Genomic DNA, 13,806 nt, shown 5'->3' on the forward strand with positions numbered 1-13,806 from the left:
CCGGCGACCGCCGTCTACGGCGGCGACCTCTGGATCTTCGCCCGGGGCACCGCCGGCACCGTGCGGAACACCCGCTACACCCTGACCACCGACCGGTGGTCCGGCTGGTCGGCGGTACCCGGCCCGGCGGGCGCCACCTCCGCACCCGCCACCGCCGTCTACGGCGGCGACCTGCACCTCGTCGTCCGCGGGGCCGGCGACACGATCCGTGCCACCCGCTACACATTGACCACCCTGGAATGGTCGGGATGGTCGGGTCTGCCCGGCGGGCCCGGAGCGACGTCGGGGCCGGCACTCGTCAGTTACGGCGGTGAGCTGCGGCTGTTCGTCCGTGGGGCGCAGCAGCGGATCTACCAGCACCAGCTCGGGCAGTAGCGGCGCCGGGGCAGGGCGGGCCCGCGGGTCGCGGGCCCGCCGGCCGGCCGCCGCGCCGTCCCGGGCGCGGGAGCACCGGTGGTGTGGCCAGCGTGGGCTCAGACCGGCACGATGACCACGTGCAGGTTGCGTGGGCCGTGCACGCCCTCCACCCGGTTGAGCTCGATGTCGCTGGTGGCGGAGGGTCCGCTGATCCAGGTCAGCGGGCGGCGCGGATCGAGCCGGGCGATCGCGTCCGGCACACCGGCGACCACCTGGTCGGCGCGCAGCACGCAGACGTGCACGTCGGGCAGGAGCGTGATGACGCGCCGCCCCTGGTCGGGGTCGCCGTCGAGGACGATCGTGCCGGTCTCGGCGACGGCCACGGCGGCCGCGGTGACCACCCCATCGGTGGCGGCGATCTGCTCCGCGGAGAGGCCGTCGTCGGCAAGAGCGGCGACGCTGGCGGGCAGCCACCGCCGAGGCAGCGCCGGGGGGACGACGACCCGCCGGCCGCCGAAGATCGCGTCCACCACCTGCGCCACCTCGTCGTCGGCGCACCGGTGCACGGTGGCCCGGTAGTCGGTGAGCCGCCGAACCAGCAGGTCCAGGTCGACGCTTCCGCCCGCCGGCCGGTAGTCGCGGGCGATGTCGGTGGGTGCGGCCGGGGCAGCGCCGAGGGCCGCGCGGACCCGGGCCAGGACGAGTTCCCGGGGGTTCACCGCTGCGCCCACCATTCGCGGAAGGTCTGCGCCGGGGGTTCCGGCAGGTCGCGGCCGATGGTCCAGCCGGAGAGCGGCGGAGGCAGGCCGCGACCACGACGGCCGGCGAGGCGGGTGAGCCGCGCGGCGCGCTGCGCGGCCGCGTACAGCGCCGGGTGGTCCATGGTGTACGCGGCGGCGGCCATCGCGACGGACTCGGCGGACGGCCGACGCTGGGCGGCGACGTGCTCGGCGCGGAGGTGGACCAGCAGCTCCGGGATGTCGATCTTCACGGGACAGGCGTCGTAGCAGGCGCCGCAGAGCGACGAGGCGTACGGCAGGGAGGCATTGTCCTCAACCCCGGTGAGCTGGGGCGATAGCACGGCGCCGATGGGCCCGGGATAGACCGACCCGTACGCGTGCCCGCCGGCGCGCTGGTAGACCGGGCAGACGTTCAGGCAGGCCGAGCAGCGGATGCAGTGCAGCGCCTGCCGGCCCACCTCGTCGGCGAGGACGGCGCTGCGCCCGTTGTCCAGCAGCACGAGATGGAAGGCCTGTGGTCCGTCACCGGGGGTGACGCCGGTCCACATCGAGGTGTAGGGGTTCATCCGCTCCCCCGTCGACGCCCGTGGCAGCAGTTGCAGGAACACCTCGAGGTCGCGCCAGGTGGGCACCACCTTCTCGATGCCCATCACGGTGATCAGCGTGTCGGGCAGGGTGAGGCACATCCGCCCGTTGCCCTCGGACTCCACGACGGCGAGCGTGCCGGTGTCGGCGACGGCGAAGTTGGCGCCGGAGACCGCCACCCGGGTGCTCAGGAAGGTCTGGCGCAGGTAGCGGCGGGCGGCGGCGGCCAGCGCCGCCGGGTCGTCGGTCAGCGCCGGGTCGACACCGGGCATCGCGCGCAGGAAGATCTCGCGGATCTCGGCCCGGTTGCGGTGGATCGCCGGTACCAGGATGTGGCTGGGCCGGTCGTCGCCGAGCTGCACGATCAGCTCGGCCAGGTCGGTCTCCACCGGGGTGATCCCCGCGTCGTGCAGGGCCTCGTTGAGGCCGATCTCCTGGGTGGCCATGGATTTGACCTTGATGACCCGGTCGCTGCCGGTCGCGGCCACCAGCTCGGTGACGATCCGGTTGGCGTCCACCGCGTCGGCGGCCCAGTGCACCGTGCCGCCTGCGGCGGTGACCGCGGCCTCCAGCTGCTCCAGCAGCTCCGGCAGGCGGGCCATCACGTCGGCCTTGATGGCGGAGCCGGCGGCGCGCAGCCGCTCCCAGTCGGGCAGTTCGCCGATGACCGCGCCGGACTTGGCGCGGATCGTGGTGGTGGCGTGCCCGAGGTTGCGGCGCAGCTGCGGGTCGGCGAGGGCCCGCCGGGCGGCCACCGGGAACGGCTCGTCGCCGCGGAGGTGACCCACGCCGCGTGGCGCGGTCGCCGGCATGCCGAGGAAGGTGCGGGTCACGGTCGCGCCCCCGTCGCGCCGGCCGCGTCGGCGGCGGTCTGTTCCGTGGCGGCCAGGATCTCGGCCAGGTGCACCGTGCGCACCCCGGTGCGCAGCCGGGACAACCCACCGCCGATGTGCATCAGGCAGGACGAGTCGCCGGCGGCGCACACGTCGGCGCCGGTGGAGAGCACGTGGCGCAGCTTGTCGGCGAGCATCGCCGTCGAGGTGTCGGCGTTCTTCACCGCGAAGGTGCCGCCGAAGCCGCAGCACTGCTCGGCCGCCGGCAGCTCGACCAGGTCCAGGCCGCGGACCTGCCGCAGCAGTCGCAGGGGCTTGTCACCCACCCGGAGCATCCGCAGCGAGTGGCAGGTCGGGTGGTACGTCACCCGGTGCGGGTAGTACGCGCCCACGTCGGTCACTCCCAGCACGTCGACGAGGAACTCCGACAGCTCGTAGGTGTGCCGCGCCACCTCCTCGGCCCGGCTGGCCAACCGTTCCTCGCCGGCCCGGCGGGCCACCATCGCGTGCTGGTGACGCACCGACCCCACGCAGGACCCCGACGGCGCCACGACCACGTCGTACGGCTCGAACGTGCGCACGTGCCGCCGGACCAGCGGCACCGCGTCGGCCACGTAGCCGGTGTTGACGTGCATCTGCCCGCAGCAGGTCTGCTGCTCGGGAAAGACCACCTCGTGCCCGAGCCGCTCGAGCAGCCGTACCGTCGCAGTGGCCGCCGCGGGGAACATCGTGTCGGCCAGACACGTCACGAAGAGCGCGACCCGCATCGTCACCCGCCCATCCGGTGCGTGGCGGCCGGTCGGGCCGCCACGTCACCCGTCCGCTGTCGAGGGTCAGCCGAAGGCACGAGTCTGCCAGGTGGCGACCTGGTCGGCCAGGAGCGCCTCGGGCAGGATGGCCATCCGGTCCACCTCACCGGTGAGTCGCTGCCCGCCGTCCTGGTCGGCCGCGAACCGCAGTTCGCGGTTGGCGCAGCCGAGAATGCCACCGTCCGGGACCTTGGCCGTGCCGGCCTGCTGGCCGTCGACGTAGACCACGATGGCGCCGGCGTCGTCCATGGTGATCACCAGGTCGACGTAGCGTCCGACGGGAATGGTGGCGTTGCTGGTGACGCCGGTGCCGGCGCCGATGAACCGCACCTGGTTGTTCGGCGTGAGGTCGATGAGCACCCCGTCGGTGCCCGGGTCGCCGCCGGGCTGGAAGTCGAAGAGCCGCCGGTAGCTGCCGCTGGTGGTCACCTTGACCTCGGCGGCGAACGTCGCGGTCTCCAGGAAACCCAGCGTGGTGGGGGCGGTCCGCAGGTAGCGGGTGCCGTCCAGCGCCAGCGCGCTACCGGTCGGCCCGTCCGTGACGTAGGCCGCGCCGCCCTGCACCGTGGCGGTACGCCCGTTGGGCGACCGGTCGGCGACCGTGTCGCCGCTGGCGGGATCCCAGGCGACGAGCGGGTGGCCCGGGTCGGGTCGCGCGCAGGGCGGCGGGACCGGCAGCGCGATGGCGGTCCACGCGGAGGCTCGCCACCCGTCGCCGACCAGCCGTGCCCCGATCCGGCTGCGCCCCGGGGCGGCCTGCGCCGACGGGGTGACCGTGAACCGGTACACCTGGGAGTCGCCGGCGCGCAGCCGGGGCACCTCGAACCGGGCCGGGCGCGCGCTCCAGCCCGCCGGCAGGACCGGCTTCAGCGTCGACGGGGCGAGGTTCCCCGCGGCGGTGACCGTCACCGAGACCGTCCCGGACTCGCCGACCTCCAGCGTCTGCGGCGCGTCGACGGCGAAGCCGACCTGCGCGGTGGCGACGTAGCGGTGCCCCTTCTGCGCCGCGAAGGTGAGCCGCTCACCCTTCGGCGACGCGGTGACCCGCTTGCCGGTGTTGGCGTCCAGCAGCCGGTACGGTCCGGCGAAGAGCGGACTGCGCAGGCTCACCTCGCCGCTCCGCCCGGCGGTGACGGCGATCTCGGTCGCAGCCCCGGCCGACCACTTCGTGTCGACGGTCAGGTCGCCGCGGGCGCGCAGCCCGCTGACCGACCCCTCCGGCCAGGCACTGGGCAGCGCCGGGAGGACGTGCACGCTGTCGCTCTGACTCTGCAGGAGCATCTCGGCGACGCCGGAGGTGGCGCCGAAGTTGCCGTCGATCTGGAACGGCGGGTGGGTGTCCCAGAGGTTCGTCAGGGTGCTCTGCCGCAGCTGCTCGGTGAGCATCTTGTGCGCGTGGTCGCCGTCGAGCAGCCGGGCCCAGAAGTTGATTTTCCAGGCCTTGCTCCAGCCGGTACCGCCGTCACCCCGGGCGGCGAGCGAGACCCGGGCCGCAGCGGCCAGTTCGGGGTCCTCCAGCGCGGAGATCTGGTCCCCCGGATGCAGGGCGAACAGGTGCGAGACGTGCCGGTGCTCGTTCTCGGGGTCGTCCAGGTCCTCCTTCCACTCCTGCAACTGCCCCCACGAACCGACCCGGATGCCCGGGTCGAGCTTGTCGAGCGCGGCCCGCAGCTCCTTGCGGAACGCGTTGTCGCCGCCGACGATCCCGGCCGCCTCGACGGTGTTGGTGAAGAGTTCCCAGACGATCTGCTGCGACATGGAGGCCCCGGCGGTGAAGTCGCCCTGCTCCGGGGAGTAGCTCGGCGAGACGACGAGCCTGCCGTCCCGCGGGTCGACCACCAGCTCGTCGAGCCAGAAGAGCGCGAGCTCCTTCATGATCGGATAAGCCCGGTCGCGCAGGAACCGCTCGTCGCGGGTGAACTGGTAGTGCTGGTAGTAGTGCTGGGCGAGCCAGGCGCCGGCCTCGGGGAACCAGAACGAGGTGGCCCAGTTGTGCAGGCCGGTGAAGCCGTAGATGTTGGTCTCGTTATTCACCACCCAGCCCCGGTTGCCGTAGACCTGCGCCGCGGTGACCTGGCCCGGCGGCACCATCGAGTCGACGTAGTCGAAGAGCGGCGCGGTGGTCTCCGACAGGTTGGTGATCTCGGCCGGCCAGTAGTTCATCTGGAGGTTGATGTTGACGTGGTAGTCGGCGTCCCAGGGCGGGCTGGTCGAGTTGTTCCAGACCCCCTGCAGGTTCGCCGGCAGTGAGCCGGCCCGGGACGACGCGATCAGCAGGTAGCGGCCGTACTGGAAGAAGAGCGCCTCCAGGGCCCGGTCTGCCGGCGACGCACCGCCGGTGTAGCCGCGCAGCAGGTCGTCGGTCGGGATGTCGGGCATCGCCTGGCCGATGTCCAGTCGGACCCGGTCGAAGAGCGCGCGGTGGTCGGCGGTGTGCGCGGCGAGCAGTTCGGCGTAGGTCTTCCGGGCCGCGGCGTCCACCGTCGCGGTCACCCTCGGGTGCGGATCGGCGCCGCGGTAGCTCGGGTAGCCCGGCGCGTAGTCGGTGCCGGCGGCCAGGACCACGGTGGCCGCGTCGGCGTCCCGCACGCTGACCGTGCCGTCGGCGCCGGCGGTGACGGCGCCGCCCTCCGCGTTCACCTGGATCTGCGACTCGTACCTGAGCTTGTTGTCGTTGAGCGCGCCGGTGAAGGTGATCCGGCCGCCGTTGGCGGTGACCGTCCGGGACCGGTTGTTCGGCGCGGTGACGCCGGCGGTGAAGCCGATCCGGCCCGGCTGGTCGGCGGAGAGGCGGACCACCAGCACCCCGTCGGGGTGGCTGGCGAAGTATTCGCGGGTGTAGCGCACCCCGTCGTCGAGGTAGGAGACCGTCGCGACGGCCCGGCCGATGTTCAGCTCACGGCGGTACTCCTGGACGGCGCCGGGATCCTGGCTGAGCCGCAGCGACAGGTCGCCGAAGGTGTTGTACGACCCGAAGCCGCTCTTGGGCTGGCCGAGCCGGCTCGCCACCTCCTCCGGAGTCAGCCGGCCGCGCTCGTTGATCAGGCGCTGCACCTCCTCGATGGCACCGGGGCGGGGCGAGGTCCAGTTGCCGAAGTTGTAGCCGCCGGCCGAGCCGGGGCCGCCGGTCCAGAGCGTCTTCTCGTTGAACTGCACGGTCTCCGCCGCCACCCGACCGAAGACCATTCCACCGAGGGCGCCGTTGCCGATCGGCAGCGCCTGGGTCTCCCAGTCGGCGGCCGGTTCGTCGTACCAGAGGGTGAGCGGGTCCTGGGCGGCCGCGGCGGGCGCGCCCGTGGTGGCGACCGCCGGGGAAGGGGCCGACCAGGCGGGGAGCGCCGCGGCCAGCACGGCCACCAGGGCCACCGCGGTCAGCCGACGAGGGGCTCGCCAGCGGCGAGGGTCATCCATGGGGGTCTCCGGATCGTCCGAGGGCCGAGCGGGAGCCTGGCGGGCCGATCTCCACGAGAACGGATCACCTGCGGCATGCCTCCGATGTTTGAGCACGAGGTTACAAAGGACACCATCGAGAAACAAGGACTCAGTCTCGTCGATCGCACCGCCTCACCTCGGCGCTGCCTCTCCCGACGCCGCCTCCACCTTCGACGGTGCCGGCCTGGATGCGGGTCGCGGTCTTGTGGAGCGTCGCGAGGGCCTGATAGACATCGGATGTATTGCTGGCACATTGCGAGACGGTGTCTGGGGGCGACGGGTGAGGCTGTTGCGGATGGGCGCGCCGGGGCAGGAGTCCCCGGCGCTGCTGGACGAGGATGGACGGCTACGCGACCTCAGCGGGGTGATCGACGACCTGGACGCCGCGTTCCTGGCGGCCGACGGCCTGAGCCGGCTGGCCACGGTCGCGGTTGACGAACTGCCGGTGCTCGACGGCGCGGGCGTACGCGTGGGCCCGCCGCTGCGCCCCGGCAAGATCGTTTGCATCGGGCTGAACTATCGGGACCACGCCGCCGAGACGGGCGCGCCGCTCCCCGCCGAGCCGGTGGTCTTCCTGAAGGCGCCCGACACGGTGATCGGCCCCGACGATGCCGTCCTGGTGCCCCGCGGCAGCGCCAAGACCGACTGGGAGGTCGAGCTGGCGGTGGTCATCGGCCGTCCGGCGCGGTATCTGAGCAGCACCGAGGAGGCGATGGCCTGCATCGCCGGTTACGCCGTCGCCAACGACGTCTCGGAGCGCGAGTTCCAGCTCGAGCGCGGCGGCCAGTGGGACAAGGGCAAGTCCTGCGAGACCTTCAACCCGTTCGGCCCCTGGTTGGTGACCGCCGACGAGATCCCCGACCCGCAGCAGCTCCGGCTGCGGCTCTGGGTCAACGGTGTGCTGCGCCAGGACGGCACCAGCAAGGACATGGTGTTTCCGGTGGCCGAGGTGGTCCGCTACCTGAGCCAGTTCATGGTGCTGCACCCGGGAGACGTCATCAACACCGGCACTCCGGCCGGGGTCGCGCTCGGCCAGCCGGATCCGAAGCCCTACCTGAGGTCCGGCGACGTGATCGAAGTGGAGATCGACGGTCTGGGCCGACAGCGACAGGTGGTGGGGCAGGCATGATCTTCACCGAGCTGGACATCGCCGACATCCGCTTCCCGACCTCGCGGGCGCTCGACGGCTCCGACGCGATGAACCCCGATCCGGACTACTCGGCCGCCTACGTGGTGCTCCGCACCGACGCCGGTGACGGCCACGAGGGGCACGGGTTCGCCTTCACCATCGGTCGCGGCAACGACGTCCAGGCCGCGGCGATCGCGTCGCTGCGTCCGTACCTGGTGGGGCGTCCGGTGGCCGCGGTCCTGGCCGACCTGGGCGGTCTCTGGCGCGAGCTGGTCCACGATTCCCAGCTGCGCTGGCTCGGCCCGGAGAAGGGCGTCATGCACATGGCGATCGCCGCGGTCGTCAACGCGCTGTGGGACCTGCGGGCCAAGCGGGAGGGGCTGCCGCTCTGGCAGTTGCTGAGCCGACTGAGCCCCGAGGAACTGGTCGACCTCGTCGACTTCCGCTACCTCAGCGACGCGTTGACGCGGCAGGAGGCGCTGGAGATCCTGCGGGCGGCGCGACCCGGACGCGCAGAACGCGAGGAGCACCTGCTGTCGGCCGGTTTTCCGGCCTACACGACGTCACCCGGCTGGCTCGGCTACGACGACGACAAGCTGCGCCGGCTCTGCAAGGAGGCGGTGGCCGACGGCTTCGGCCAGATCAAGCTGAAGGTCGGCGCCGACCTGGCCGACGACATCCGGCGGATGACCATCGCCCGGCAGACCTGCGGGCCGGACTTCCCGATCGCGGTCGACGCCAACCAGCGCTGGGACGTGCCGACGGCGATCAAATGGGTACGCGAGCTGGCGCCCTTCGACCCGTACTGGATCGAGGAGCCGACCAGCCCCGACGACGTGGTCGGGCACGCCACGATCGCCCGGGAGCTGGCGCCGATCCGGATCGCCACCGGCGAGCACGTGGCCAATCGGGTGCTCTTCAAGCAGTTGCTCCAGCTCGACGCGATCTCCTACCTGCAGATCGACGCGACCCGGGTGGCCGGGGTCAACGAGAACATCGCGATCCTGCTGCTGGCCGCGAAGTTCGGCGTGCCGGTCTGCCCGCACGCCGGCGGGGTCGGGCTCTGCGAGCTGGTCCAGCACCTGGCGATGTTCGACTACGTGGCGGTCGCCGGCGAGATGCGCGGCCGGGTCATCGAGTACGTCGATCATCTGCACGAGCACTTCGTCGACCCGGTGGTGATCAGCCGGGGCCGCTACGTCGCGCCGACCGCGCCCGGCTTCAGCGCCACCATCCGGCCCCGGACGCTGAGCGAGTACGCCTACCCGCACGGCCCGGTCTGGTCGGCGGAGACGCCCGAGGCGCCGGAACCGATCCCCCGGCCACCGCAGCCGCGACAGCCGGGCTCGGCGCTGCCGGAGGCGGGGTGGCACCGTGGCTGAGTTCACCGGTCTGGCGGCGGTGGTGACCGGCGGCGCGTCGGGCATCGGCCTCGCGACCGCCACGCTGCTCGCCGCCCGTGGAGCGCGGGTGGCCTGTCTGGACCTGCGTCCGGAGGACGTACCCGAGCCACTGCTCGGGCTCGCCGCCGACGTGACCGACGACGTGAGCGTCCGGGCCGCGGTCGCCGCCGCGGCGCGGTCGCTGGGCGGCATCGACGTCCTCGTCAACAACGCCGGCATCGGGGCGAGCGGCACCGTGGAGGCCAACTCCGACGAGGAGTGGCACCGGGTGTTCGACGTCAACGTGGTCGGCATCGTCCGGGTGACCCGGGCCGCGCTCCCCCACCTGCGCGCCTCGGCCCACGCCGCGATCGTCAACACCTGCTCGATCGCCGCCTCGGCCGGCCTGCCGCAGCGGGCGCTCTACAGCGCCAGCAAGGGCGCCGTGCAGGCGCTCACCCTGGCGATGGCCGCCGACCACGTGCGCGAGGGCGTCCGGGTGAACTGTGTCAACCCCGGAACGGCCGACACGCCCTGGGTACGCCGGCTGCTCGACGCGGCGGACGACCCGGCGGCGGAGCTGGCCGCGCTGCGGGCCCGACAGCCCACCGGTCGGCTGGTGAGCGCGGAGGAGGTGGCCGCCGCGATCGCCTACCTGGCGAGCCCGCTGGCCGCGGCGACCACCGGAAGCGTGCTCGCCGTCGACGGCGGCATGCACGGCCTACGACTGCGTCCCACCCCGCCCCCGGGCTGAACATCCGATGTACCACGGCCATCCCATCTGGCCTGTCCCGCAAAATCGCGCTATCAGGTCTTGCCGGGCCTTAGATCGACTGATAGACATCCGATGTATTAACAGCGTGTTTCCCGCTTGCCTCCGAGAAGCGTTCACCGTATCCACACTGGATGGAGGACCACCGTGAGACATACCGCCAGGACCCCGATCGGGATCGCCGTCGCCACGATCCTCGCCCTGGGCACCGTCGCCTGTGGTGACTCGTCGTCGAGCGGGACGGGCGGCCAGGCCGGATCTAGCCCGCAGATCGGCATCGACCTGCCCCGCGCCGACTCCGACTTCTGGAACTCCTACGCCAAGTACGTTCCGCAGTTCGCCGACGAGTACGACATCAACCTGATGTCCCCGACCAACTCCCAGAACGACGTCTCCAAGCTCGTCGCCAACGTGCAGGCGATGACCAGCCAGGGCGCCAAGGCGATCGTGATGGCGCCGCAGGACACCGGTGCGATCGCCTCCACCCTGGACACCCTCGACAACCGCAAGATCCCGGTGGTCTCCGTCGACACCCGCCCCGACAAGGGCAAGGTCTTCATGGTCGTGCGCGCTGACAACCGCGCCTACGGGCAGAAGGCCTGCGAGTTCCTGGGCGAGAAGCTCGGCGGCAAGGGCAAGGTGATCGAGTTCCAGGGCTCGCTCTCCTCGATCAACGGCCGGGACCGCTCGGAAGCCTTCGCCGAGTGCATGAAGACGAAGTTCCCCGGCATCACCATCTTCGAGGAGCCGACCGAGTGGGAGGGCGCCAAGGCCGCGGCGGCGCTGCAGACCCGCCTGGCCCAGCACCCCGACATCAAGGGCGTCTACATGCAGGCCGGCGGCGTCTTCCTGGCGCCGACGCTGCAGGTGCTCCGGTCGAAGAACCTGCTGGTCCCGCCGACCGACCCGAAGCACATCTTCATCGTCTCCAACGACGGCATCCCGCAGGAGTTCGAGGCGATCCGCAAGGGCGAGATCGACGCGACCGTCTCCCAGCCCGCCGACCTCTACGCCAAGTGGGCGCTCTACTACGCGAAGGCGGCGGCCGAGGGCAAGACCTTCCAGCCCGGCCCGACCGATCACGACAGCACCATCATCGACATCGGCAACGGCCTCGAGGACCAGATCGCCGCACCGTTGGTGACCAAGGAGAATGTCGACGATCCGGCGCTCTGGGGAAACCAGATCGGCAAGTGATGACCAGTCACGAGCAGAGTGCGAGCTCCGCGGCCGGGGCCACCGCCCCGGCCGCGGAGGCCCGCGGTGTGTCCAAGCGGTACGGGGCGACCGTGGCGCTGGACGCCGCCGGCATCACCGTCCAGGCCGGCGAGACCCACGGCCTGGTCGGCCGCAACGGCGCCGGCAAGTCCACGCTGGTGTCGATCCTGACCGGTTTGCAGCGGCCGGACAGCGGGGAGATCCGCTTCGACGGCACGCCCGCGCCGGCGCTGGCGAATCGCAGTGCCTGGCGGCAACGGGTGGCTTGCGTCTACCAGAAGTCCACGATCATCCCCGCGCTGACCGTTGCGGAGAACCTCTTCCTCAACCGACAGGCCGGCGGTGGCCTGATCGACTGGCGCGGCCTGCGCCGCCGCGCCGCCGACCTGCTGGCCGGGTACGGGGTGGACGTCGACCCGGCGGCGCTCGCCGGCTCGCTCACCGTGGAGCAACGGCAGCTCGTCGAGATCGCCCGGGCGCTCTCGATCGGCGCCACGTTCATCATCCTCGACGAGCCGACCGCGCAGCTCGACGCCGCCGCCATCGACCGGCTCTTCGCCCGGATGCGCGAACTGCAGGCCGCCGGGGTCACCTTCCTGTTCATCTCGCACCACCTGCAGGAGGTCTACGAGGTGTGCCAGACGGTGACCGTGCTGCGCGACGCGCGGCACATCCTCACCCAGCCGGTGCAGACGCTCTCCCGTGACGAACTGGTCGCCGCGATGACCGGTGACAGCGGCCCGACGCTCGGCGCCGGGACCGCCCGGCCGCCGGTGCCGGCGAGCGCGCCGGTGGTGCTCGGCCTGGCCGGCCTGCGGCTGGCCGGCTACTACGACGGCATCGACCTGACGGTGCGGGCCGGGGAACTGGTCGGCCTGATCGGCTCGGGCAGCAGCGGCAAGGTGGCCCTCGCCGAGACGATCGCCGGGCTACGCAAGGCCGACAGCGGCACGGTGACGATCGCCGGCAGCACCCCGAAGCCGGGCAGCGTCCCGGCCACCCTCGCGGCCGGGCTGGGCTACCTGCCGCAGGACCGGCACCGGGAGGGTCTCGTGCCGCTGCTATCGGTGGCGGAGAACGCCACGCTGCCGATCACCGACCGGCTCGGGCGCGGCGGGATCGTCGCGCCGGCCCGGCGCCGCGCCGCGGCCGAGCGCATGATCCAGACGTACGACATCAAGACCGACGGACCGGACCAGCCGGTCAGCGGCCTCTCCGGCGGGAACGCCCAGAAGGTCGTGCTGGCCCGGGCGCTGGCCAACGAACCCAAGGCGCTCGTCATGGTGAGCCCGACGGCCGGCGTGGACGTCCGCTCCAAGGCGTCGCTGCTGGGCGCCGTGGCCGAGGCGGCGGACGGGGGCACCGGCGTGCTGATCGTCTCCGACGAGCTGGACGACCTGCGCTCGTGTGACCGGGTGCTGGTGATGTTCCACGGGCAGGTGGTCCGGGAGGTGTCCCGGGGTTGGACGGACGCCGAGCTGGTGGCCGCAGTGGAGGGAGTGGAGCAGCCGTGACCGGCACCCAGACCATCGTCAAGCCGCCGACGCCGACCGGCGGCCGGCCCGGTATCGGCCGGCTACCGCTGGCCCGACTGCGGGACCTCGCGCTGGTCCCCGCGATCCTCCTGCTCATCGTGGTCGGCGCGCTCATCGACCCGGTGTTCCTCAGCGCCGCCAACATCACCAACGTGCTGCAGCAGCAGACCGAGTTGGCGCTGCTGGTGCTCGCCGAGGCGATCATCCTCATCGCCGGCAAGTTCGACCTGTCGCTGGAGTCGACGATCGGACTGGCGCCGGCGCTGGCCGTCGCGCTGGTCATCCCGGCGGCCAGCAACGGGCTGGGCACCGAGCTGCCGGCCGGCCTGGCCATCGTGCTCTGCCTGCTCACCGGGCTGGCGATCGGGGCCTTCAACGGCCTGCTGATCCTGCGGTTCAAGCTCTCCGCGTTCATCGTCACCCTCGGCATGCTGATCGTGCTGCGAGGTCTGCAGATCGGGATCACCGGCGGGCAGAACCTCTTCGACATTCCGCCCTCGGTGCTCTACCTCGGCAGCGCGCTCTGGCTCGGCGTACCGGCGTCCATCTGGATCAGCGGCACCCTCTTCGTGGTGGGCATCGCCGCGCTCGGCTTCTTCCGGCACGGCCGGTCCGTCTACGCCATCGGTGGCAACACCGACGCCGCCCGGGCCGCCGGTATCCGCACCGACCGGGTGGTCTGGGCGGTCCTGATGATCGGGGGCCTGCTGGCCGCGCTGGCCGGTCTGTTGATGACCGGCCGGCTGGGCTCGGTCGCGGCGGCGCAGGGCGACGGCATGATCTTCACCGTCTTCGCCGCGGCGGTGATCGGCGGGATCAGCCTCGACGGCGGCAAGGGGACGCTCTTCGGCGCGCTCTGCGGCGTGATCGTCCTCGGTCTGATCAACAACATCCTGACCCTCGGCGGGGTGTCCGCCCAGTGGATCCAGGCCATCTACGGCGGCATCATCCTGGTCGCGCTGATCCTCGCCCGCCTCACCTCCGGCAAGGCCCAGGACTAGCCGGACGCGCACC

At 72.1% G+C, this 13,806-nt stretch carries 11 protein-coding genes; 7 read left to right on the top strand and 4 right to left on the bottom strand.

Annotation, left to right across the window (positions count from 1 at the left end; all coding sequences use genetic code 11):
* A partial coding sequence (locus tag ACIP9D_RS03010; RefSeq protein ID WP_400449220.1) for a hypothetical protein occupies positions 1-375 on the top strand: 375 nt, incomplete at its 5' end.
* Between the two features lie 98 nt (positions 376-473).
* Here the strand turns inward: ACIP9D_RS03010 and ACIP9D_RS03015 are convergent.
* The 4 genes from ACIP9D_RS03015 to ACIP9D_RS03030 all read right to left on the bottom strand — a co-directional run bounded on the left by ACIP9D_RS03015 (position 474) and on the right by ACIP9D_RS03030 (position 6,735).
* Positions 474-1,091, bottom strand: a complete 618-nt coding sequence (locus ACIP9D_RS03015; RefSeq protein WP_350870369.1) for an LUD domain-containing protein — start codon at positions 1,089-1,091, stop codon at positions 474-476.
* Positions 1,073-2,494, bottom strand: a complete 1,422-nt coding sequence (locus tag ACIP9D_RS03020; RefSeq protein WP_350871125.1) for a LutB/LldF family L-lactate oxidation iron-sulfur protein — start codon at positions 2,492-2,494, stop codon at positions 1,073-1,075. Before ACIP9D_RS03020 ends, ACIP9D_RS03015 begins: the two co-directional genes overlap by 19 nt.
* 17 nt (positions 2,495-2,511) lie before the next feature.
* A complete protein-coding gene (locus tag ACIP9D_RS03025) occupies positions 2,512-3,282 on the bottom strand; it encodes a (Fe-S)-binding protein (protein ID WP_350871127.1) in 771 nt (256 codons plus the stop codon).
* 66 nt (positions 3,283-3,348) lie between these two features.
* Positions 3,349-6,735: a glycosyl hydrolase family 95 catalytic domain-containing protein gene (locus ACIP9D_RS03030; RefSeq protein WP_350870371.1), complete on the bottom strand. Its 3,387-nt coding sequence runs from the start codon at positions 6,733-6,735 to the stop codon at positions 3,349-3,351.
* Positions 6,736-7,036: 301 nt separating this feature from the next.
* On the opposite strand from ACIP9D_RS03030, the gene ACIP9D_RS03035 reads away from it, so the two are divergent.
* The 6 genes from ACIP9D_RS03035 to ACIP9D_RS03060 all read left to right on the top strand — a co-directional run bounded on the left by ACIP9D_RS03035 (position 7,037) and on the right by ACIP9D_RS03060 (position 13,793).
* Positions 7,037-7,885, top strand: coding sequence for a fumarylacetoacetate hydrolase family protein (locus tag ACIP9D_RS03035; RefSeq protein ID WP_350870372.1), 849 nt, complete (start codon positions 7,037-7,039; stop codon positions 7,883-7,885).
* Positions 7,882-9,267, top strand: coding sequence for an L-fuconate dehydratase (locus ACIP9D_RS03040; RefSeq protein ID WP_350870374.1), 1,386 nt, complete (start codon positions 7,882-7,884; stop codon positions 9,265-9,267). The genes ACIP9D_RS03035 and ACIP9D_RS03040 overlap by 4 nt, the downstream gene beginning before the upstream one ends.
* Entirely contained in the window at positions 9,260-10,021 is a 762-nt protein-coding gene (locus ACIP9D_RS03045) for an SDR family oxidoreductase (RefSeq protein ID WP_350870375.1), read from the top strand. Before ACIP9D_RS03040 ends, ACIP9D_RS03045 begins: the two co-directional genes overlap by 8 nt.
* 165 nt (positions 10,022-10,186) lie before the next feature.
* The gene (locus ACIP9D_RS03050; RefSeq protein WP_350870378.1) at positions 10,187-11,236 is read left to right on the top strand and encodes a sugar ABC transporter substrate-binding protein; all 1,050 of its coding nucleotides are present in this window, start codon (positions 10,187-10,189) and stop codon (positions 11,234-11,236) included.
* A gap of 68 nt (positions 11,237-11,304) precedes the next feature.
* Positions 11,305-12,771 carry a sugar ABC transporter ATP-binding protein gene (locus tag ACIP9D_RS03055; RefSeq protein WP_350870380.1) on the top strand — a complete coding sequence of 489 codons (1,467 nt, stop codon included), beginning with the start codon at positions 11,305-11,307 and terminating at the stop codon, positions 12,769-12,771.
* Positions 12,768-13,793, top strand: a complete 1,026-nt coding sequence (locus tag ACIP9D_RS03060) for an ABC transporter permease (RefSeq protein ID WP_350870382.1) — start codon at positions 12,768-12,770, stop codon at positions 13,791-13,793. The genes ACIP9D_RS03055 and ACIP9D_RS03060 overlap by 4 nt, the downstream gene beginning before the upstream one ends.
* The last annotated feature ends 13 nt before the right edge of the window (positions 13,794-13,806 follow it).

The organism is Micromonospora sp. NPDC093243, assembly GCF_044753725.1.
Taxonomy (GTDB): Bacteria; Actinomycetota; Actinomycetes; order Mycobacteriales; family Micromonosporaceae; genus Micromonospora.